The following is a 22,066-nucleotide window of genomic DNA, read 5'->3' as shown; positions in this document are numbered from 1 at the left end:
ACAAGGACCCCCACTCCAGGAGGTAGCGTGCGTCCGCCGAGACCCGGCCCGAGATCCGCACTGTTCAGCGTCGCCGCCGTCACCGTCACCGCAAGGTCGTTGCTGATCGCCCCGCACCCCGCGGGCGCCGACCCCAAGCCACCGGTCCGGGAGGGCTCGGCCCTGTCGCCGGGCGCCGCCCAGGCCCCGGCGAGCGTCACCCGTCGAGCCCTGACCGCACCGGTCGCGGACCTCGCCGACACGGCCGGTTCCAGCCGCGGTTACCCCCGCGAGCAGGTCCTCTCCGCCGACCCGGAGAACCCCGCCGACAAGTCCCTCAAGCTGGGCCTCACCCCGTACCACGCCATCGCCCCGAAGCTGAACGCCCTTCAGCGGCTCGGCGACCGGGTGAGTGTGGAGATCGCCGGTCGGTCGGCCGGCGGCCACCGGCTCTACCTCGTCACCGTGACCGCCCCGGAGACCCCACGACAGGCCCGCGAGCAGGCACGGATGCGTGAACTCATCGAGTCCGCACCCCGGTCGGCCGCCCGGAGCCCGGAGATCCGGAAGACGTACAAGGCGCCCGTCTTCTTCAACAACAACATCCACGGCAACGAGTGGGAGGGCACCGACGCTTCCCTCGAACTCATCGAGCGGCTGGCGACGGCGACCGACGCCGGGACGAAGGACCTCCTCTCCCACTCCCGGCTGTACTTCAACATCACCGCCAACCCGGACGGCCGGATCGCGGGCACCCGCGCCAACGCGGGCGGGTTCGACATGAACCGGGACTTCGTCACCGCCTCGCAGCCCGAGGTGCGGGCGATGCGGCAGATCGGGATCGACAAGCAGCCCGTCGTCATGCTCGATCTGCACGGGTACGTCAACGGCACACTCATCGAGCCCACCACTCCCCCGCACGGCGAGAACTACGAGTACGACCTCTTCCTGAAGAACACCTACGCGAACGCGCTCCGCATGGAGTCCGCCGTCAACGGCCTCGGCTACACGCCCGGGAAGGACGGCGTCGACCCGGCCCAGATCCCGTTCCGCGACTCGGAGGAGGGATGGGACGACTGGCCGCCGATCTTCACCCCGCAGTACGCGGCCTTCCACGGCACGGTCGCCGCGCACACCGTGGAGATCCCGCTGCAGGTGAACAACGCGGCGTACGAGTCACTGCCGGTCGAGGAACTGCGCCGCCGGTCCTCGATCAACGTCGATGTGGCGGGCGCGGCCCTGCGGGCGACCCTCGACTTCGTACGGGAGAAGCGGACTTCGCTGATCGCCGACCAGATCGAGGTCTTCCGGCGCGGTGCCGCGGGCGCCGCCCAGGTCCCGGTCTCCGAAGCGACCGTCCCAGATGTACCCGGCATCGGCCCCGAGGACGTCTACACGACCCGCTTCCCGCGCGCCTACGTCATCCCGGCAGGCGGCGGGCAGCGCTCCGCCACGGCCGCCGCGCGACTCGTCGACCACCTGCTCGCCAACGACGTACGCGTGACGCGCGCGACCCGTGCCTTCCGGCTCGACGGCCGGTGGTACGCGAAGGGGTCGTACGTCGTCGACCTGCGGCAGCCCAAGCGCGGCATGGCCAATGTGCTGCTCGCCGACGGGCGGGACATCAGTGACAAGGTCTCGGCGATGTACGACATCTCCGGCTGGAGCCTGGGGCGGCTGTGGGGCGCGACCGTCGTTCGGGCGGACAGCGGGCGTCCGTCCGCCGTGCCCGCCCGGCCGGTGACGTCCGCCGCCCGCGTCGGACACGTCGCCCCGCGCGGCGACCTGCGGCTGCGGCTCGACTCCCCGCAGGAGGTCGCCGCCCTCAACTCCCTCCTCAAGGACGGGGTCGCGGTACGGCAGGCGGCCGACGGCAGCGCGCTCGTCCCGTCCTCGGCACGGCGGAAGGCCGAGGTGCTCGCCCGCTCGTACGACGTGGTCTTCGAGGCGGCCAAGGGCCTGAAGGGCACACCCCTGCGCCCGGTCCGCGTCGCCGCGGCCGTCACGGCGGGTGAGTTGTTCGCGCTGCGCGAGATGAACTTCGACGTGGTGCCGGTGTCGACGGCGGTCCTCAACGCGGGCTTCGACTGGTCGCGGGCCGATGTGCTGTTCGTGTCCTCCGGGCTGTCGTACGGCGCTCTGAACCCGTCCGCCCGCACGGCTCTCGCCGGGTTCCTCTCCGGGCACGGACTCGTCGGCCGGGGCGCGGCCGGCGCGGCGCTCGCCTCGGCCACCGGGCGGCTGAAGGCCACGGCGGTCCAGGGCAACGGGGACGCCAACGGCGTGGTGCGCGTGGTGAATTCGGGTGGCGCGGTGACCGGCGGCGCGCCGGATCACAGCTTCGTCTACGCGCCCGTATGGTTCACCGAGCTGGGCGACGGCGTGACCGTCGAGCAGTCGTACGGCATCGGCAACCCGCTGGTCTCCGGGCACTGGCGCCCGTCGGAGGACGGCTCCGGCGGGCCGGCGGCCGCCGCGGGCCGGCCGTCCGTGGTCAGCGGCCCGAACGCGGTCCTCTTCGGCACCGAGCCCCTCTTCCGGGACCATCCGAAGGGGGAATTCCCGCAGGTGGGACGGGCTTTGCTGACCGTGTGGAAATAGCTGGGACCGAGGAGGAGGAGCGCGCATGACCCAGGGGACCCGGACGGCCGGCGTCCATGGCACGGTCGCCGACGGCTTCGAGGCGGTGCGCGAGGAGTTCGCCGCCTTCGTGGCCGGGGAACGGGCCGACTACGAGGGGCAGTTGACCGCGTATGTGCACGGGCGACGGGTCGTCGACCTGTGGGCGGGCCCCGAGGAGGAGGCGGCGACGGGCGGCGACACACTGCACGGCGTGTTCTCGTCGACCAAGGGTGCCGCCCATCTCGTCGTCGCGCTCCTCATCCAGGACGGTGTTCTGGAGCTGGACCGTGAAGTCGCCCACTACTGGCCGGAGTTCGCGGCCGAGGGCAAGAGGGCGGTGACCCTGCGGGAGCTGATCTCGCACCGGGCGGGGCTCGTCGGCACCGATGCCGGGTTCACCCTGGAGGAACTGGCGGACGACCGTGTCATCGCCGAACGCCTCGCCGTGCAGCGCCCGTACTGGCGTCCCGGCGCCGCCTTCGGCTACCACGCGTTGGTCATCGGGGCGCTCACCGGCGAAGTCGTACGGCGGGCAACGGGCCGCACGCTCCAGGAGGTGTACGAGGAGCGGGTCCGCGCCCCGTACGGGCTCGACTTCTTCCTGGGGCTGCCGGCCGAGCACGAGCCCCGCTTCCGGACCGTCCTGCCCATGACGCCGACGCCGGCGCAGCGGGCCGAGCTGGACGCCGTGCCGAGCGGCCCGCACACGCTGGCGTCGATCGCGTTCAACAACCAGGTGCCGGAGCCAGGTGAGCTGACGGACTTCCCCAACGCGCGGATCGTGCGCGCGAGCGGGCAGTCGTCGGCGGGCGGTGTCGGCTCGGCGCGTGGACTGGCCGGGATGTACGCGGCGGCCATCAGCACGGTGGACGGCCGGCCGCCGCTGCTGAAGCCCGACACCGTCGCCGAGATCGGCCAGGTGCACTCCCTCGGCCACGACCTCGTCTCGCGCGCCCCGAAGGCGTTCGGCCTCGGTTTCCAGGCCACCGCCGAGCTCGTCCACCCCTTCCTCGGCGCCGGCACCTTCGGCCACAGCGGCGCGGGGGGCTCCCAGGCCTTCGCCGACCCTCGCAGCGGCCTCGCCTACGGCTACACCCGCCGCCGCGCGGCCTTCCCGGGCGGGGCGGCCCCGGAGAACGCGGGGCTGGTGCGGGCGGTGCACACGGCGGCGCTGGCGTCGGCACGCTGAGGCACCCGCACACGACGGAGTCCGCACCCCACGTCCAGGGGTGCGGACTCCGCGCTGTGCAACGACCGTGGACGGGCGACCGTCACGGGTCGGGGCTCAGAGCTTGACGATCATCTTGCCCGTGTTGTCGCCGCGCAGGACGCCGAGGAAGGCCTCCAGGTTGTTCTCGATGCCCTCCACGACGGTCTCGCGGTACTTGAGTTCGCCCGAGGCGACCCAGGGGCCGACCTCCTGGACGAACTGCGGCTGGAGGTCGTAGTGGTCGCCGACCAGGACGCCCTCGACGCGGAGGCGGTTCTGCAGGATCTTGACCATGTTGCGCGGGCCGGGGGTCGGCTCCGTCGCGTTGTACTGGGAGATCATGCCGCAGATCACGGCCCGTCCCCGCAGGTTGAGCGCGCCGATCGCGGCCTCCAGGTGCTCACCGCCGACGTTGTCGAAGTAGACGTCGATGCCGTCGGGGGCGGCCTCCTTGAGCTGCTCCCACACGGGGCCGTTCTTGTAGTTGAAGGCGGCGTCGAAGCCGTACTCCTCGACGAGCAGCTTGACCTTGTCGTCGGAGCCGGCCGAACCGATGACGCGCGAGGCGCCCTTGAGCTTGGCGATCTGGCCGACCTGGCTGCCGACGGCACCGGCGGCGCCGGAGACGAACACGGCGTCGCCCTCCTTGAAGGCGCCGACCCGCAGCAGGCCCGCGTAGGCGGTGAGGCCGGTCATCCCGAGGACGCCGAGGTAGGTGGAGAGCGGCGCGGCGTCCGGGTCGACCTTCACGGCCTGCTTGGCGTCGATGGTGGCGTACTCGCGCCAGCCGCCGAAGTGCAGCACGTGGTCGCCGACGGCGATGCCGTCGGCCGCCGAGGCGACGACCTCTCCGACGGCGCCGCCCTGCATGACCTTGCCCAGCTCGAAGGGGGCGACGTAGGACTTCGCGTCGCTCATGCGGCCACGCATGTACGGATCCACGGAGAGGTACGCGTTCCGCACGAGGACCTCACCCGCGCCGGGCTGCCGGATCTCCGCCTCGACCAGGGCGAAGTCCTCGTCCTTGGGCCAGCCGACGGGACGGCTCAGCAGGTGCCATTCGCGGCTGGTGGCGGGGAGGGCGGGGGTGTCGGGCATCGGGGTGGCCTTTCTGCGGTGTGCGGGGCATGCGGTGTGCGTACATACCGTGCGGTTAATTCAGCGTATGAAACAACCATGCTCTTGAATATTTCATGTTGTCAAGTAAAGGGGTACTCTCGAAGCCATGCCCACGCAGAAGACGACCCCCCGCATCGACCCGCTGACCATGGAGGTCGTCGGACTCATCGGCACGGTGGTGGCCCGCTACCACGAGGAGTACGAGGACGCCGCCGCCGAACACAGCCTCACCGGTGCCCAGGCCCGCCTCCTCGGCCTCCTTTCCCTGGAACCGCTCCCCATGCGTCGCCTCGCCCAGAAACTCCGCTGCGAGCCGTCGAACGTGACCGGCATCGTGGACCGCCTGGAGGCACGGGGCCTGGTGGAACGCCGCCCCGACCCGAACGACCGCCGCGTGAAACTGGCGGCCGCCACCGCCGAGGGCCGCCGGGTGGCCGGCAGCCTCCGGAGCTCCCTGGATTTCGCCCGCGAGCCGCTGGCGGGCCTGAGCACGACCGAGCGGGAGTCCCTGCGGGATCTGTTGCGGCGGATGCTGGGGGAGCAGGCGTAGGCGCGGGCGTGGCGCGCCGGCCCGGCGCGCGGGCGTAGGTGCACCTGCCGGCCGTCCGTCCTACGCTGAGCAGGGGAGCCTTTGCTGGAGGTCGGGATGACCAACGGGGAAGCCTTCGACGGTGCGGACGGCACGAAACGGCCCCGAGGCGGCGTCGCCGCCGTCGTTCTCCTGTGGATCGCCTCACACGTACTCAGGCGCACCCCGACGCCCGCCCCGGAGAAGCCCTCTCCCGCCGGCGGGCCGGCCCGCCGGGTGAACGTGGCCCAACTCCCCCGCTCCCCCGCGGAGATGGTCAGGGGACACAGAACAGCCTGGCGTGAGCGAGCCGTCGCCCACATCCTCTTCCTGGAACAGCAGGCGGCCCGTGAGAGGTGTCGCACGGTCGAGGACCCGGCCGAGCAGTGTCAGCGGGAAAAGACCCTGGAAGGGATCGCACGGCACCTGGAGGAGGCGCGCCACGCCGTCTCCGTTCGGCGCCGTCTCTTCACGGGAGCCGCCGCCCTGGAGAGAACCTGGGCCAATGTGCGCGCGGCCGACGTGATGCTGCTCAGCCTGTGTTCGGATCAGGACCTGGTCGGCCGCAGCGCCGACGTGCTGAGCCACGTCGAGCAGCATCTGCGCCCGAACGACCCGCTGCGGGTGAAGGTGGCCGCGGCCGCGGGACGCGTGGAGGCGGCGGAACGGCTGCCGGGCGACCGTGAACTGCTCGTCTCCGGCCTGAGCGCCTCCTACGAGGCGCTGGACGGCGAATTCAGCAGGGTGCGCAGCCTCAGCATCATTCTGCGGATCGCGACCTTCTTCGTCCTGCTCGGCGCGGGCGGGCTCGCGGTCTGGGGCTGGTACTGCCCCGACTCCCTGAACATGTGCTTCCTCCCCGAGGGCAGGGACTTCGCCGCGTGCCCGTCCGGGGAAGTGCGAAAGAAGCCGGGCAATCAGCCGAGCGACTACGCCGAGGACGTCGACGTCCTCGTCGTGGAGGCCGCGGGGCTCGCCGGCGCGGCGCTCACGGTCATCGCCTCGCTGCGCCGGATCCAGGGGACGAGTTCGCCGTACATGCTGCCGCTCGCGGCGGCCCTGTTGAAATTCCCCACCGGGGCTCTGACCGCCTTCATCGGTGTCCTGCTCATCAGGGGTGCGTTCGTTCCCGGTCTGAGCGACCTGGACTCCAGCCCCCAAATAGTGGCCTGGGCCGTCATCTTCGGCGCCGCACAGCATCTCGTGACCCGCTTCGTCGACGCGCGAGCGCGCGAGACGCTGTCGGACGTGGGACGGCCGCCGACCGATCCGCCCGATCGACGCGTTCCCGACGGAGGGCAGAGCCTTGGATGAGCCGGTCGAGCTGACCATCGCGCTGGAGGAGGGCTTCGAGGGCCAGCACGTCGTGGTCGTGGTGGACGGGGACGTCGTGCTGGACGATCCCGAGGTTCGCACCCGGATGCAGATCGGCCTCGCCCGCTCGGTCCCCGTCCGGTTGCCTCAGGGAGACCACTCGATCGGCGTACGGGTCGACGACGTCGAGCGGCTGCGCATCGGGGTCGACGCGGGTGTCACCCGGTGGGTCGGGATCAGTCGCGCCGCCGACGGCGGCCTCCACGCCGCGACCGGCGGAGGCCTACGCGGCTATGTGTGAGGGCCCGTCACCGTACGGGCCGGGGGACGGCCCTCTCCCGGCGGTCCGGTTGCGCCTCTCCCCTGCCGGGCTTTGACTGGCCAGAGGGAAAACCCGCCTATCGGGTGAATTTCAACATTTCGCGCGCCGTCCGATGCCGCGTTCCCCCTGACGACGCCCCCGCAGCCGCTTTCGACGGCTCCGGCTCGTAGGTCGGCATCGCCCAGGCCCACGTCTCTCCGGACCGGAACGGTCCGGGGTCCCGGCCGTTCACCGTTCACCTTCATCCGCCCGTGCCCGGCGTGGGCGGAAGCAGGAGGCAGCATGACCACTCAGGAATCCAGCCCGCGCAGTGAGTTCGACCAGCTCGTCAACGCGGTGATGGGCACGATCTCCCGCCGTCTGGGCGGCGAGAGGCCGACCGCGCTCGAACCGGCCGCCGAGGCCGAGGGCATCGCGCCGACAGGGCGCAGCGGCGTGTACCTGCGCCTCGATCTCCCCGTGCCGCCCGCCGGCGTCGCGGGGGCCGCCGAGGCCGTTCCCGAGGCGGCGTTCGGCGCGACGGCGGCGGTCGGCTTTCCCCTGACGTCGGCCGCGCCGTCGGGCGACGGCGAACCGGCCGCCCCGCAACGGAACGTGTCCGGGCAGGCCCCGGTCCAGGCCGAGGTCGCGGCACCCGAGAGCGCCGCCGTGTCCTTCGAGGAACTGCGCGTGGACGTGGACGGTCCCGCTCCCACCATGACGGTCTCCGGCACGGTCTGGCGGCTCACCAGCGGCCGGCTCACCTGGCTCGCCAAGGTCCGCAAGGAACCGAACGGCACGTACGCCGGACCGATCAAGTACCGCGACGGCAACACGGCCCTGCGGCCGGGCACGGCGATCCGGGTCCAGCTGACCGGCACCCCGCCCCTGCAGACCATGGGCGCCTTCGTGACCTTCGTACGGCCGGACGCCCCCGACGAGGTGGTGCGCTACGTGCACGCCACGCCGCACTTCCGCGAGGTGGAGATCGAGTACGACAGGGTCTCCGACGCCGAACAGACCGTCGAGTACGCGCTGCACGACCACCCCGTGCGGCCGCCCGACCTCCCGAACACCACCCTCACCGTGGAGGACGCGTTCAGCCGACAGGGCATCCATGTCACGCGGACCCGGGGCGGCAACGAGATTCCGCTGTCCGACTCGGTGAACGGCACGTGGTCCGACATCGAGATGCACGACGCCATGCAGCGGCACTGGTCCGCCTGGAAGCCCGGCCCCACGGGACAGGGCGTCGCCCAGTGGCAGGTGTGGACGCTGTTCGCCGGTCAGCACGACCAAGGTCCCGGTCTGGGCGGCATCATGTTCGACGACATCGGCACCGCCCAGCGGCAGGGCTGCGCGGTGTTCTCGAAGTCGTTCATCTCCGAACGGCCGCCGAACGACCCCGACCCCGAGGCGTACGTGCGTCGGATGCGCTTCTGGACGGCGGTGCACGAGATCGGTCACTGCTTCAACCTCGCGCACTCGTGGCAGAAGTCGCTGGGCACCCCCTGGATCCCGCTGCCGGACGAGCCCCGCGCCTTCAGTTACATGAACTACCCGCACCGCTTCGACGGTGGCGAGCAGGCGTTCTTCGCCGGCTTCCGGTACTTCTTCTCCGAGGACGAACTCCGCTTCCTGCGGCACGCTCCCGAGCGGTTCGTGCAGCAGGGCAACATCCCCTGGTTCGACCACCACGGCTTCGAGCAGGCCCGACGCACCGCCGGCACGGGGCCCTTGCGGCTCACCCTGCGCTTCAACCGCGACACCGACCGGCAGCAGGCCTACCGCTTCGCCATGCTGGAGCCGGTGTTCGGGGAGCTGAAGCTCACCAACACCTCCGGCGTCCCCACGATGGTGAACCGCGCGACGCTGCGCAGTGACGAACTGAGCATCCTCGTCCAGCGGGAGGGCACGACGGAGGCCCGCGTGGTCCAGCCGTACCTGCGCTACTGCCTGCGCCCGGAGCCCGTCCTGCTGCAGCCGAACGAGTCGCTGTACGAGCAGGTCGTCCTCTCCGCGGGTGTCGGCGGCTGGCAGATCTCCGAGCCCGGCGTCTACCGGGTCTACGCGGCGCTGCGCTCCGCCCGCGACGGGGGCTCGTCCACCACCGACCCCTCCGGCGGTCAGATCCTGGCGGACCCGATCACCGTCCGGGTGGAGCGCCCCGCGAGCCGCGATCAGGAGCGCCTCGCCGACGACGTGTTCACCGACACCGTGGGACGCGTTCTCGCGCTGGGCGGCAGCCGGGTCATGGACGACGCCAACGACGTGCTGCGCGAGGTGACCGAGCGGATCCCCGACACGGCCGTGGCCAGGCACTCGGCCGCGTGTCTGGCCACCGCGGCCTCCGTCCCCGGCAAGGTTCTCGCGACCAAGGACGGCGCGGTGAGCGTCGAGGCCGCCGGAACCGACGCCGAGGCGGGCGGACAACTCGCCGAACAGGCCTACGGCGACCTCGGGGCCGCGGCGAACACCTTCGGTCACATCCGTCTGACGCACGACGTGACGCGTTACGCGGTCGGCATGGACGAACTGGGCCGACGCGACTCGGCGACCCACGTGTTGGACGGGCTCGTCCACACCCTGGAGGAACGTCAGGTGAAGCCCGAGGTGGTGCGGAAGGTGCAGTGGGAGAGGCAGCAGATCGCGGAGGGCCACGCCGACCGGTGACTCCGCACCGACCGACGGCCCCTGACGATGCGTCAGGGGCCGTCGCCCGTCAGTCGTTCTTCTCCGGGTCCGCGGGCGTGTCCGCCCTCAGGCGCACCACCACAGGAACTTCTCGCACGTCTCCGAGGGCGACGGCTCGGGGTCCGGGTCGTCCGGGGTCGGGTCGTCGGTGGGCTCCACCGTCGGGTCGGGGCCGGACGTGGCGGCCGGGGCGGAGGGGGACGCACCGGGGCGGGAGCCGCCGGTCGCGGACTGGTCGTCGCGCTCCTTCTCCTGCTCGGCCGCGTCCTCGTCCTTGTCGTCCTTCTCCGACTCGGAGGCGGACGGCGAGGCCGACTTGGAGGGCGAGGCGGACGGGGAGGCGTCCTCGCCGGAGCCCTCGCCCGTTTCCTCCCGCTCGACCGAACCCCCGTCGGGGGAGGCCGAGGCACCCCCCGCGGGCTCGTCGTCGGCCGCGTTGGTGGCCGGACCCGAGCCGGGGGACTCCATGCCCAGCTCCGTCAGGCTCAGCGCGCCGACGGCCAGCAGCAGCCCGGAGCCGATCAGCAGGACGCGCTTGCGTCGCCGCCGGTGGGCGGCCGCCTTGCGGTCGCGGCGGTTGGAGCGGGTCCCCGCCGCTCGCTCCCGGCCGGCCCGGCGGCGCGAGGCGCGGGGGCCGGGCTCGTCCTCGGGCACCGAGGAGGTCTGCTCCGCTTCCTCGGGGTGCGCGTCGGCGTCGTCCGCGTACGCGCTTAGCTCTTCGACGGGGGTGCCGCAGCCCGGGCAGGCGAGGGCGCCGTTGAGGTGCCGTCGGCACGGGTGGCAGTAGTCCATGACGCGGGAAGACTAGATTCCGCACAGGGAGCGTTCCTAGAGGCTCCTGTGAAGGTTGTGTGCGGAACTGGGCTTTCCGGTTTGCTCGGTTGAGGTCAAGCCCGACCATTCGCCGCGATGTCGGCGAACGCCGCGCGGTCCGCCGCACGGGGTGTGCGACGGACCGCGGGAGCCGACGTGCCGGGGAGCTCCTCGGCTCAGGTCTGCTTACGGGCCGTCATGGCCCGCTGGATCAGGATGAACGCGCAGAGCAGCACACCGGTGGCGATCTTCGTCCACCAGGAGCTGAGGGTGCCCTCGAACTGGATGATGCTCTTGATCAGGCCCAGCACGAGGACGCCGAAGAGGGTGCCGATGACATAGCCGGAGCCGCCCGTCAGCAGGGTGCCGCCGATGACCACCGCGGCGATGGCGTCGAGTTCCATGCCGACGGCGTGCAGCGGGTCACCGGACTGGATGTACAGCATGAACAGCAGGCCGGCCAGCGCCGAGCAGAAGCCGCTCACCGTGTACACGGCGATCTTGGTGCCGCCCAGCGGAAGCCCCATCAGCAGCGCCGACTGCTCGTTGCCGCCGATGGCGTACACGCGGCGTCCGAAGCGCGTGTAGTGCAGGACGTAGAAGGCTGCGGCGAGGACGGCCAGGGCCACGAGGGCGCCGATCGACAACTCCCCCAGCCCCAGGGGCACCCGTGTCTGGGCCAGCGTGCTCACCGTGGAGTCGCTGATGGAGATGGACTCCTTGCTGATGACCAGGCACAGGCCCCGGAAGAGGAAGAGCCCGGCGAGGGTCACGATGAACGGCTGGATCTCGAAGTTGTGGATCACATAGCCCATGAGGAAGCCGCCGAACGCGCCCACGCCGAGGGCGATGGGGACGACCACGATCAGGGGCAGGCCCTGACGCTCCACCAGCCAGGCGGTGAACATCGTGGTGAAGCCGATCAGCGAGCCCACGGACAGGTCGATGCCGCCGGACATGATGACGAAGGTGGCGCCCACGGCGGCGACCAGGAGGTAGCCGTTGTCGATGAACAGGTTGAGGAACACCTGCGGTTCGGCGAACCCGTAGTTCTGGTACCGGCCGAGGCCGGTGAGGTACATCGCGAGGAACAGGGCGGCCGTGACCAGGACCGGCAGCCGCCGGTCACCGAGCAGCCGGGTGATCGCGGACGCCTGGGACGCCGTACGGCCTTCCGGGGCCGTACGGGTCTTGGTGGTCGCGCTCATCGCGACACCTCCATCTTCGGGGCGGCGTCGGCCGGGGCGGCGGGCTGCGCCGGGGCGGCGGGCTTTCCGCGCCCCTTGGCGCCGAAGACCTTGGCCCGGAACTTCGGGGACTGCAGCAGGCAGACGACGATGACGACGGCCGCCTTGAAGACCAGGTTGGTCTGGGTCGGCACGCCGATGGTGTAGATCGTGGTGGTCAGGGTCTGGATCACGAGGGCGCCGATCACGGTGCCGCCGATCGAGAACCGGCCGCCGAGCAGCGAGGTGCCGCCGATGACCACGGCGAGGATCGCGTCCAGTTCGATCCACAGGCCGGCGTTGTTGCCGTCCGCGGCCGAGGTGTTGGAGCTGATCATCAGGCCCGCGATGCCCGCGCACAGGGCGCAGAACATATAGACCATGATCTTGATGCGCCGCGACCGGATGCCCACCAGGCGGCTGGCCTCGGCGTTGCCGCCGACGGACTCGACGAGCAGACCGAGCGCGGTCTTGCGGGTCAGCGCCACGGTGACGGCCACGACCGCGGCCACCACGAAGATGGAGAAGGGCAGGGTCAGCCAGTAGCCGCCGCCGATCAGCTTGTACGGCTCGCTGTTGATGGTGATGATCTGGCCGTCGGTGATCAGCTGGGCGACACCGCGTCCGGCGACCATGATGATCAGGGTCGCGATGATCGGCTGGATGCCCATCCGGGCGACCAGGAACCCGTTCCACAGACCGCAGACGACCGCGGCCACCAGGCCGATGCCCATGGCCAGGAAGACCCCGGCCAACGCGTTCTGGTCGGCCTGGTCGCTGATGTACGAACAGGTCAGGGCGCCGGTGATGGCGACGACCGCGCCGACGGAGAGGTCGATGCCGCCGGTGGCGATGACCAGGGTCATGCCGACCGCGACCAGGATCAGCGGCGAGCCGAACAGCACGATCGAGACGAGGCTGCCGTAGAGGTGGCCGTCCGTCATCTTGATCGCGAAGAAGTCGGGGGTGAAGGGGACGTTGATGAGCAGCAGGGCCACCAGGACCGCGACCGGCCAGAACAGGTGGTGGTGCGTCAGCGCTCGCCAACGGGAGGCGGTGGCTGCGGATGGGGTGCTCACTGGTGTTCTCCGCTCGCGATGGTCTCCAGGATCTTGCTGGTGGTGATCTCCGGTCCGTTGGTCAGCCGTGCCACCAGCTTGCGGTCGCGCAGGACGCCGATGGTGTGGCTGAGGCGGAGGACCTCCTCCAGCTCGGCCGCGATGTAGAGGACGGACATGCCGTCCTCGGAGAGGGAGACGACCAGTTTCTGGATCTCCGCCTTCGCGCCGATGTCGATGCCGCGCGTGGGCTCGTCCAGGATCAGCAGCTTCGGCTGGGTGATCAGCCAGCGGGCGAGCAGCACCTTCTGCTGGTTGCCGCCGCTGAGCTGGCCGACCCGGGCCTCCGGGTTGGCGGGGCGGATGTCCAGCGCCTTGATGTACTTGGCGACCAGTTCGTCGCGCTGGCCGGCCGGGATGGGCCGGGTCCAGCCGCGGGACGCCTGGAGGGCCAGGATGATGTTCTCCCGGACCGTCAGATCGGGGACCAGGCCCTCGGTCTTGCGGTTCTCCGAGCAGAACGCGACCCCGGCGCCGATGGCGTCGTTCGGGGCGCTCATCGAGACCTGCTTGCCGCCCACGGTGACCTTGCCGCTGTCGGGCTGGTCGGCGCCGAAGAGCAGCCGGGCGAGTTCGGTGCGGCCCGAACCGAGCAGACCGGCGAGGCCGACGACCTCACCCTTCTTGATCTCCAGATCGAAGGGCGCGATGCCGCCGGTCCGGCCGAGGCCCTCGGCCTCGACCAGGGTCTCGCCGACGTCGGAGCGCAGCTGGTGCTCGTGGAGCTCCTCCAGCTGGTCCAGGGCCTTGCCGATCATCAGCTCGATCAGCCCGACCTGGTCGAGGTCACGGACCATGTGCTCGCCGACCAGGGTGCCGTTGCGCAGCACCGTCATCCGGTCGCAGATCTCGTAGATCTGGTCCAGGAAGTGCGAGACGAAGAGGATGGCCACGCCCTCGTCCCTGAGCCGCCGCATCAGGCGGAACAGTTCGAGGACCTCGTCGCGGTCGAGGCTGGAGGTGGGCTCGTCCAGGACGAGCACCTTGGTGCCGGAGCCCTGGCCGTCGCTGTCGCCGTGGCCCACCGACCGTACGATCGCGACCAGTTGCTGCACGGCCAGCGGGTACGAGGACAGCGGCGCCGTCACGTCGATGTCGAGGCCGAGGCGGTCGACCATGTCCGCGGCGTCCTTGCGCAGTTGCTTCCACTGGATGCGGCCCGCGCGGGTGGGTTCACGTCCGATGAAGATGTTCTCCGCCACCGAGAGGTTGGGGCAGAGGTTGACCTCCTGGTAGACCGTGCTGATGCCGGCCTGCTGGGCCTCCAGCGGGCTGCCGATCCGCACGGACTCGCCGTCGAGGGTGATGGTGCCGCCGTCCAGGGAGTGGACCCCCGTCAGCACCTTGATGAGGGTGGACTTCCCGGCACCGTTCTCGCCCATCAGGGCGTGTATCTCACCGGGGAAGAGCCGGAAGTCGACGCCCGACAGAGCCCGTACCCCCGGAAACTCCTTGACTATGCCCGTCATCTCCAGGACGGGCCGCGGCTCTGCCATGAGCAGCGCTCCTCTTGACATGGGTTCAGGCCCGCGGGGAGCCCCCGGGACCGGGTCGTGCCCGGTCCCCTGGAGGCTCCCTGCCGGTGGGGCGGGTGGGTCAGTACTTACGGGTGGGGAGCGCGTCCTTGGCCTGGTCCTGCATGAAGTCGCTCTCCTCGGTCTTGATCCAGCGCTCGACCTTCTCGCCGTCGTGGACCTTCTGCACGACCTCCATCAGCTGGGGGCCGAGCAGCGGGTTGCACTCGACGATCGCGTTGATCTTTCCTTCGGACATCGCGATGAAGCCGTCCTTCACGCCGTCGACCGTGACGATGAGGATGTCCTTGCCGGGCTTCTTGCCGGCCGCCTCGATGGCCTGGATGGCGCCGAGACCCATGTCGTCGTTGTGCGCGTAGAGGACGTTGATGTCCGGGTTGGACTGCAGGAAGGCCGCCATGACCTGCTTGCCGCCGGCACGGGTGAAGTCACCGGTCTGGCTGACGACGATCTCCCAGTCGTCCTTGTGCTCGGCGTCCATGATCTCCTTGAAGCCCTTGGCGCGCTCGATCGCCGGGGCGGCACCGGTGGTGCCCTCCAGCTGGGCGATCTTCACCTTGCCCTTGTGGCCGGCCTTCTCCAGGACCTTCTCCAGGATCTTGGCGGCGCGGCGGCCCTCGTCGGTGAAGTCGGAGCCGACCAGGGTCACGAACAGGGACTCGTCGCTCTCGACGGAGCGGTCCGTCAGGACGACGGGGATCTTCGCGGCCTGGGCCTCCTTGAGGATGGCGTCCCAGCCGGTGACGACGACCGGCGAGAAGGCGATGACGTCCACCTTCTGCGCGATGTAGCTGCGGATCGCGGAGATCTGGTTCTCCTGCTTCTGCTGCGCGTCGGAGAACTTGAGGTTGTAGCCCGCCTCCTTGGCCGCGGACTTCACGGAGTCGGTGTTGGCGCTGCGCCAGCCGCTCTCGGAGCCGACCTGGGAGAAGCCGAGGGTGATCTTCTTGCTGCCGCCGGAACCGGAGTTGCCGCCGGAGCCCTCGTCCTCCTTGGCACAGGCCGCCAGGGTGCCCGCTGCCGCCACGCCGATCGCCGCGGTCAGGAAGTTCCGTCTGTTGAGCATGTTTCTTCTCCTTTGAAGAGCCGGTCCGGGGACGGACCGCTGGTACTCATGGGGACCGGCCGCACTGCGTCCAACCTGTCGATCATTGTTCGAAATGTCGGCCACACTGATGGATGAATGACGTTCAGTTGTTCGGTACCGCGTCAGCCCGGAGCGGTCCCCGGCAGGGGGACGTACGGGAAGGTGCTGGCGCGGACGACGAGCTGGGGTTCGATGGCGACCCGGGCGTCGGAGGGGGTCCGGCCCTCGATCAGGTCGAGCAGCAGGGCGATGCTCCGCTGGCCCACCGTAGCGAAGTCCTGCCGGACGGTGGTCAGCGGCGGGGCGAAGAACTCCGACTCCGGGATGTCGTCGAAGCCGACCACCGCCACGTCCTGAGGGGTCCGTACGCCCGCCTCGCGCAGGGCTCGCAACACCCCCAGCGCCATCTGGTCGTTGGCGACGAAGACGGCGGTGAGACCACGGCCCACCCAGCCGGCCAGTTCCTGGCCCGCCCGGTAGCCCGAGAGCGGACTCCAGTCCCCCCGCAGCGGCTGCGGCGGTTCGACGCCCGCCTCCTCGAGGGTGGCACGCCAGCCGGCGGTCCGGTCGGCGGCCTCCTGCCAGTACTCGGGTCCGGCGAGATGCCAGACCTTGCGATGGCCGGCGGCGAGCAGATGGCCGGTGGCCAGCCGCGCACCGAGGTGCTGATCCACGTTGACGCTCGGGATCTCCGCGCCGGAGCCGGTACCCACGGCCACCACCGGGAAGGGGTGCCGGAGTTCGGTGAGCGCGGCGACCGCCGACCGCTGCGGGGCGAGGGCGATCACCCCCTCCACCCCACCCTCGCTGAGACGCTCCAGGGCCTCGGACAGCGCCTGGACGGTCAGTTCGCGCAGACTGACCGTCGAGACGAGGTACCCCTCGGCCCGCGCCGCCTCCTCCAGCGCGAACAGCGTGCTGGCCGGACCGTAGAGCGTGGTGTTGGAGGCGACCACGCCCAGGGTCTGGGTGCGCCTGGTCGCCAGGGCCCGTGCGGAGAAGTTGCGGCGGTAGCCCATCTCCTCGATCGCGCGGAGCACCTTGGCCCGGGTCTCGTCCCGCACGTTGGGGTGATCCCCCAGCACACGGGACACGGTCTGGTGGGACACCCCGGCCTGGCGGGCGACGTCGGCCATGGTGGGCGGCCGCAGCTGCGAGTGTGTCACGGCCGCACCTCCTTGGCGGTCGTCTGCCGATAAGACCCGTCGTGCGGGAGCACGCTCCCGCGCCGCCGGTTTCATACCGGAGTTCCGGAACGCCCCAAGACATCCGGGGGGAAGGCTGGTTGGCGCAGTGTCGACACGACGCTCGTACCTCCTTGGATGCCGTCGGGCGATGAGTGGTGCGTTGCGGAGGTCATTGTGAGCGCTAACAATTCCTGGCGGTCAAGAGGGCTGCATCAGAGAAGGCGGTCACGTTTGAGTAACGCGACGGGCCGCCCGGGTCACGAAGGCGGCGATCGGACCCGCTCATCGGCCGGGTGACAGGCTTTTGGCCCGATCACGTCGACGCGATCCACCCCGCGGCCGTATGCCGGATCCCCGTCGGTGACAATCCCCCTGGCAGAGACCGTTTCCCGGCGTGCCGGCCGGTGGACGGCGACCCGCACGGGCGCTCCCATCGAGGCCGGAAATCGCCGCACCGCACTCAACTCACCACGGACGCAACGGACATCACGGCCCTCACCTCGGGCTCCTTGGACGTCCGCACCCCCGTCAAGGACACCGCTCACATCCGCGTGCCGCGTGCCGCGTTCACCCGCCCCCGGATCACCCCGTACCGTTCCCGGAGCGCGGGCCGCGCGGGCCACCCCGAACCGTTGTGTGTTCGACCCATTGACACTCCGACCGGGTCGTCCTTACTGTCGCGACCAGCATTTCGAACGAGCGACGAAATTTCGAACAAACCACGAACTACAGAGGGCAGGGAGTACCGTGCGCATCACGGGAATCAGCACGCACGTGGTCGGGACGCCGTGGCGAAACCTGACCTACGTCCTTGTGCACACCGACGAGGGGCTCACCGGCGTCGGCGAGACCCGCATGCTGGGCCACACCGACGCGCTGCTCGGGTATCTGCACGAGGCGAAGACGAACCACATTCTCGGCTCCGACCCGTTCGCTGTCGAGGATCTGGTCAAGCGCATGAAGTACGGCGACTACGGGCGCGCCGGCGAGATCGTGATGTCCGGCATCGCCGTCATCGAGATGGCCTGCTGGGACATCAAGGGCAAGGCCCTCGGCGTCCCGGTCTGGCAGCTGCTGGGCGGCAAGGTCACCGACAAGGTCAAGGCGTACGCCAACGGCTGGTACACCACCGAGCGCACGCCCGAGGCGTACCACAAGGCGGCGCAGGGCGTGATGGAGCGCGGCTACAAGGCGCTCAAGATCGACCCCTTCGGGACCGGCCACTTCGAGCTGGACCACGAGCAGAGCCTGTACGCCGTCTCGCTGATCGAGGCCGTGCGCGACGCCATCGGGCCGGACGCCGAGCTGATGCTGGAGATGCACGGCCGGTTCTCACCCTCGACCGCCGTGCGGCTGGCCAAGGACCTGGCACCCTTCAAGCCCGCGTGGCTGGAGGAGCCGTGCCCGCCGGAGAACCTGAAGGCACTGGAGAAGGTCGCCGCCAAGGTCGACATCCCGGTGGCCACGGGTGAGCGGATCCACGACCGGATCGAGTTCCGGGAGCTCTTCGAGAGCCAGGCCGTGGACATCATCCAGCCGGACGTCGGTCACATCGGCGGCATCTGGGAGACCCGCAAGCTGGCCGCGACCGCCGAGACCCACTACATGCTGGTCGCGCCGCACAACGTGGGCGGTCCGGTGCTGACGGCGGCCTCCCTCCAGGTCGGCTTCACCTCCCCGAACTTCAAGATCCTCGAACACTTCAACGACTTCGCGGACGCGGAGATCAAGAAGGTCGTCTCGGGCGCCCCGGAGGTCGTGGACGGTTACTTCCACCTCTCCGACAAGCCCGGCCTCGGGGTCGAGCTGGACGTGGACGCGGCGGCGGAGTTCCCGCAGCAGCAGGCCCGCTTCGACCTGTGGGCCGAGGGCTGGGAGCAGCGCAAGCCCAAGGGGAGCAAGTGACCGCCTCCCCCGACGCGGCCACCGCCGTCGTCATCGAGGCACCGGGCGAGCACCGGCTCGTCCCGCACGAGGCCCGGCAGCCGGAGGCCGGCGAGGCCCTGGTCCGGGTGCACGCCTCCGGGATCTGCGGCAGCGACCGCGAGGTCTTCCAGGGGAACCGGCCGGAGGGATACGTCCGCTACCCGCTCACCCCGGGCCACGAGTGGTCCGGCACGGTCGTCGAGGTCGGCGCCGGCGTTCCTTCAACTCTTGTAGGGCGCAAGGTAGTTGGCGAGGGCTTCCGGAACTGCCAGGTGTGCGACCGCTGCCACGCGGGCGAGACCACCCTGTGCTCGGCCGGGTACGAGGAGACCGGGTTCACCCAGCCCGGCGCGATGGCCACCACCCTCACCCTGCCCGCCCGTCTGCTGCACGTCCTGCCGGACGACGCGGATCTGACGGCGGCGGCGCTGCTGGAGCCGGCCGCGTGCATCGCGGCCGCCGCGCTCAAGGCGAACGCCGTCCCGGGCGAGCGGGTCGCCGTCGTGGGGACCGGGACACTCGGGATGTTCGCCGTTCAGTTCTTGAAGGCGGCCTCCCCCGCCGAGCTGCTCGTCGTGGGCACCCGGCCGGACCGTGCGGAGCTGTCGAAGCGCTTCGGCGCCACGGACTTCCGGACCAAGGACCAGGACCTGCCGGGCGACTTCGACGTGGTCATCGAGACCGCCGGGTCCGCGGACGCGGCGCGCACGGCGGCCGCCCTGCTGCGGCGCGGCGGGCGGCTGGTCCTGACGGGCATCCCGGCGCCGGGCGCGGACGGGCTGGACCCGACGGACCTCGTCGTACGACAGCTGGAGGTGCACACGGTGTTCGGCGCGGCGCCGGACGCGTGGGCGCACACGGTGCGGGTCTTCGGAGCCGGACTGCTGGACCCGCTGCCGCTCGTCACGCACGAGCTGCCGCTGGAGGAGTTCCCGCGCGCCATCGAGCTGGTGGGGTCCGGCGACCCGACGGTCGGAAAGGTCCTGCTGCGGCCATGACACACCCCTGAGCCGTACGCCGGTACGGGGTACCTGACGACTTCGTACCGGCGTACACCCAAGAGCTTTGTGCACCAAGAGCCGCGAACCTCGTCCGAAATATCGAACATGAAGGACAGCTTGTGACCGACACCACCTCTCCGGCGCCGCGCCGACCCGGCGAGCAGGCCCTCGCCGCGCTCGGGCTGAACGCGCCCGCCCTCGACCCTTCCGACGCCTCACCGCACGCCTTCCCCGGCGGCGGCCGCTGGCGCACCGAGGTGCCCTCCGTGGAGGGGCCCGAGGCGCTCGCCGTGGTCCTCAAGGAGGCCTCGCGGCTCGACGTGCCGATCCACCGGATCAGCCAGGGCAGCGGCGTGTGGATGCTCACCGACGCCGAGATCACCGAGATGGTGGAGGCGACGGCCGAGCGTGACATCGAGCTCTGCCTGTTCACCGGCCCGCGCGGCACCTGGGACATCGGCGCCTCCGTCCGCACCGACTCCAAGGGCGCCGGCCTGCGGGCCCGCGGCCACGACGCGGTGGCCGGCTGCGTCGAGGACGCCGTGCGCGCCACCGAACTGGGCGTGAAGTGCCTGCTCGTCGCGGACGAGGGCGTGCTGTGGACGCTGCACAGGGCCCGCGTGGAGGGGATCCTGCCGGCGGACACGACCTTCAAGGTGTCGGCGCTGATCGGACCGGTGAACCCCACCGCGTACGCCGTGTACGAGAACCTCGGCGGCGACTCGATCAATGTGCCGAGCGACCTCACGCTCGACCACCTCACGGAGATCCGGCGGGTGTCCGGCGCCCCCATGGACATGTACATCGAGGCCCCCGACGACCTCGGCGGTTATGTCCGCATGTACGAGGTCGCCGAGCTGATCCGGCGCGGCGCGCCGATCTATCTGAAGTTCGGCCTGTCGAAGTCCCCCGGGATCTACCCCTACGGGCACCACATGCGGGACCTCACGCTGTCCACGGCCAAGGAACGCGTACGGCGCGGCCGGCTGGCCCTGGACCTGCTCGCACGGCACGGGGCGGACGGCGACATGGCGCCGCTCGGCTCCCGTCTGCCGGGCGAACTGAAGCGATTCGGAAATCCCTCATAACGAACCGGACAACTGTCTTCACAGAAGAAGACGCAGTCACACAGAATCCCCCACATCTCCTCTGGCATCTTTCGGCTCATGAAGCGCCGTCCTCGCCAGAACGTTCCAGGCCTTCAAGACATCAAGGATGATGATCATGCGCACTCGCCGAGCCGCACTCGCCGCCATAGCCTCCGCCGCCTCTCTCGCCCTCGCTCTGTCCGCCTGCGGCCAGAGCGGCGAGGGTGGCAGCAAGGAGGAGAGCGGCAGCACCGGGGACGCGACCATCGGCATCTCGATGCCGACCAAGTCCTCCGAGCGCTGGATCGCCGACGGCGACAACGTGGTCGCGGACCTGAAGTCCAAGGGCTACAAGACCCAGCTGGTCTTCGGCGAGGACGACCCCGCCAAGCAGGTCTCGCAGATCGAGAACATGATCACGCAGGGCGTGAAGGCCCTGATCGTCGCGGCGATCGACAACAAGTCGATGAACAACGTGCTCCAGCAGGCCAAGGACGCGAACATCCCGGTCATCTCCTACGACCGCCTGATCCTCGGCACCGAGAACGTCGACTACTACGCCTCCTTCGACAACGAGAAGGTCGGCGAGCTCCAGGGCAACTACATCGTCGAGAAGCTCGGCCTCAAGGACGGCTCCAAGAAGGGCCCGTTCAACATCGAGCTGTTCGCCGGCTCCAACGACGACAACAACACCCGCTACTTCTTCAACGGCGCGATGAACGTCCTCAAGCCGTACATCGACAAGAAGCAGCTGGTCGTGAAGTCCGGCGAGACCGAGATCACCAAGGTCACCACGCTGCGCTGGGACGGCGCCACCGCCCAGCGCCGCATGGACGACATCCTGACCAAGGACTACAAGAGCGGCAAGGTCGACGCCGTCCTCTCGCCGTACGACGGCATCTCCATCGGCATCCTGTCGGCGCTGAAGTCCGACGGCTACGGCTCCAAGGACAAGCCGCTGCCGATCGTCACCGGCCAGGACGCCGAGGTCGGCTCGGTGAAGTCGATCATCGCGGACGAGCAGGCGATGACCGTCTACAAGGACACCCGCGAACTCGCCAAGGTGGCCTCGAACATGGTCGACGCGCTGCTGAACGACAAGAAGCCCGAGACCAACGACACCGAGACCTACGACAACGGTTCCAAGGTCGTCCCGGCGTACCTCCTCGAGCCGGTCGCCGTCGACAAGACCAACTACCAGAAGGTCGTCGTCGACTCCGGTTACATCAAGGCCGGCGACCTCAAGTAAACGCCGGAACCAACTGATTGGAAGGCACG

General features: G+C 70.1%; 17 protein-coding genes. 10 read left to right on the top strand and 7 right to left on the bottom strand.

All coding sequences use genetic code 11. The features are described 5' to 3' along the window. The first annotated feature begins 27 nt into the window (after positions 1 to 27). Both K1J60_RS31320 and K1J60_RS31315 read left to right on the top strand, forming a co-directional pair. Positions 28 to 2,580: a M14 family zinc carboxypeptidase gene (locus K1J60_RS31320; protein ID WP_220649137.1), complete on the top strand. Its 2,553-nt coding sequence runs from the start codon at positions 28 to 30 to the stop codon at positions 2,578 to 2,580. Between the two features lie 25 nt (positions 2,581 to 2,605). After that, positions 2,606 to 3,790, top strand: a complete 1,185-nt coding sequence (locus K1J60_RS31315) for a serine hydrolase domain-containing protein (RefSeq protein WP_220649136.1) — start codon at positions 2,606 to 2,608, stop codon at positions 3,788 to 3,790. Positions 3,791 to 3,886: 96 nt separating this feature from the next. On the opposite strand, the gene K1J60_RS31310 is transcribed toward K1J60_RS31315, so the two are convergent. Further along, positions 3,887 to 4,909 (bottom strand): NADP-dependent oxidoreductase, encoded by a 1,023-nt coding sequence (locus K1J60_RS31310; RefSeq protein WP_220649135.1) that lies wholly within the window; start codon positions 4,907 to 4,909, stop codon positions 3,887 to 3,889. 127 nt (positions 4,910 to 5,036) lie between these two features. Between K1J60_RS31310 and K1J60_RS31305 the strand changes: the two genes are divergently transcribed. The 4 genes from K1J60_RS31305 (at position 5,037) to K1J60_RS31290 (ending at position 9,786) form a co-directional block, all read left to right on the top strand. Further along, positions 5,037 to 5,480, top strand: a complete 444-nt coding sequence (locus tag K1J60_RS31305; protein ID WP_220649134.1) for a MarR family winged helix-turn-helix transcriptional regulator — start codon at positions 5,037 to 5,039, stop codon at positions 5,478 to 5,480. A 96-nt stretch (positions 5,481 to 5,576) separates the two neighbouring features. Further along, on the top strand, positions 5,577 to 6,812 hold the full coding sequence (locus K1J60_RS31300) for a hypothetical protein (RefSeq protein ID WP_259408007.1): 1,236 nt from the start codon (positions 5,577 to 5,579) through the stop codon (positions 6,810 to 6,812). Then, positions 6,805 to 7,113, top strand: coding sequence for a hypothetical protein (locus K1J60_RS31295; RefSeq protein WP_220649133.1), 309 nt, complete (start codon positions 6,805 to 6,807; stop codon positions 7,111 to 7,113). Before K1J60_RS31300 ends, K1J60_RS31295 begins: the two co-directional genes overlap by 8 nt. A 303-nt stretch (positions 7,114 to 7,416) precedes the next feature. Beyond that, positions 7,417 to 9,786, top strand: a complete 2,370-nt coding sequence (locus K1J60_RS31290; protein ID WP_220649132.1) for a zinc metalloprotease — start codon at positions 7,417 to 7,419, stop codon at positions 9,784 to 9,786. Between the two features lie 87 nt (positions 9,787 to 9,873). On the opposite strand, the gene K1J60_RS31285 is transcribed toward K1J60_RS31290, so the two are convergent. The 6 genes from K1J60_RS31285 to K1J60_RS31260 all read right to left on the bottom strand — a co-directional run bounded on the left by K1J60_RS31285 (position 9,874) and on the right by K1J60_RS31260 (position 16,752). Then, positions 9,874 to 10,599, bottom strand: a complete 726-nt coding sequence (locus K1J60_RS31285) for an SCO2400 family protein (RefSeq protein ID WP_220649131.1) — start codon at positions 10,597 to 10,599, stop codon at positions 9,874 to 9,876. Between the two features lie 197 nt (positions 10,600 to 10,796). Continuing rightward, entirely contained in the window at positions 10,797 to 11,828 is a 1,032-nt protein-coding gene (gene yjfF, locus K1J60_RS31280; protein ID WP_220649130.1) for a galactofuranose ABC transporter, permease protein YjfF, read from the bottom strand. Further along, entirely contained in the window at positions 11,825 to 12,925 is a 1,101-nt protein-coding gene (locus K1J60_RS31275; RefSeq protein WP_220649129.1) for an ABC transporter permease, read from the bottom strand. The genes yjfF and K1J60_RS31275 overlap by 4 nt, the downstream gene beginning before the upstream one ends. Continuing rightward, on the bottom strand, positions 12,922 to 14,460 hold the full coding sequence (locus K1J60_RS31270; protein WP_220649128.1) for a sugar ABC transporter ATP-binding protein: 1,539 nt from the start codon (positions 14,458 to 14,460) through the stop codon (positions 12,922 to 12,924). The genes K1J60_RS31275 and K1J60_RS31270 overlap by 4 nt, the downstream gene beginning before the upstream one ends. Before the next feature lie 100 nt (positions 14,461 to 14,560). Continuing rightward, the gene (locus K1J60_RS31265; protein WP_220649127.1) at positions 14,561 to 15,565 is read right to left on the bottom strand and encodes an ABC transporter substrate-binding protein; all 1,005 of its coding nucleotides are present in this window, start codon (positions 15,563 to 15,565) and stop codon (positions 14,561 to 14,563) included. A 143-nt stretch (positions 15,566 to 15,708) separates the two neighbouring features. Next, on the bottom strand, positions 15,709 to 16,752 hold the full coding sequence (locus K1J60_RS31260; RefSeq protein ID WP_220649126.1) for a LacI family DNA-binding transcriptional regulator: 1,044 nt from the start codon (positions 16,750 to 16,752) through the stop codon (positions 15,709 to 15,711). Between the two features lie 768 nt (positions 16,753 to 17,520). On the opposite strand from K1J60_RS31260, the gene K1J60_RS31255 reads away from it, so the two are divergent. The 4 genes from K1J60_RS31255 (at position 17,521) to chvE (ending at position 22,037) form a co-directional block, all read left to right on the top strand. After that, positions 17,521 to 18,678, top strand: a complete 1,158-nt coding sequence (locus K1J60_RS31255) for a mandelate racemase/muconate lactonizing enzyme family protein (protein WP_220649125.1) — start codon at positions 17,521 to 17,523, stop codon at positions 18,676 to 18,678. Beyond that, entirely contained in the window at positions 18,675 to 19,697 is a 1,023-nt protein-coding gene (locus K1J60_RS31250; RefSeq protein WP_220649124.1) for a zinc-dependent alcohol dehydrogenase, read from the top strand. The genes K1J60_RS31255 and K1J60_RS31250 overlap by 4 nt, the downstream gene beginning before the upstream one ends. A gap of 122 nt (positions 19,698 to 19,819) precedes the next feature. Continuing rightward, positions 19,820 to 20,788 (top strand): hypothetical protein, encoded by a 969-nt coding sequence (locus K1J60_RS31245; RefSeq protein ID WP_220649123.1) that lies wholly within the window; start codon positions 19,820 to 19,822, stop codon positions 20,786 to 20,788. A 136-nt stretch (positions 20,789 to 20,924) separates the two neighbouring features. After that, positions 20,925 to 22,037, top strand: a complete 1,113-nt coding sequence (gene chvE, locus K1J60_RS31240; RefSeq protein WP_220649122.1) for a multiple monosaccharide ABC transporter substrate-binding protein — start codon at positions 20,925 to 20,927, stop codon at positions 22,035 to 22,037. Positions 22,038 to 22,066 lie beyond the last annotated feature (29 nt).

This window comes from Streptomyces akebiae (assembly GCF_019599145.1).
GTDB lineage: Bacteria > Actinomycetota > Actinomycetes > Streptomycetales > Streptomycetaceae > Streptomyces > Streptomyces akebiae.
This window is presented reverse-complemented; position numbering and strand designations above follow the sequence as displayed.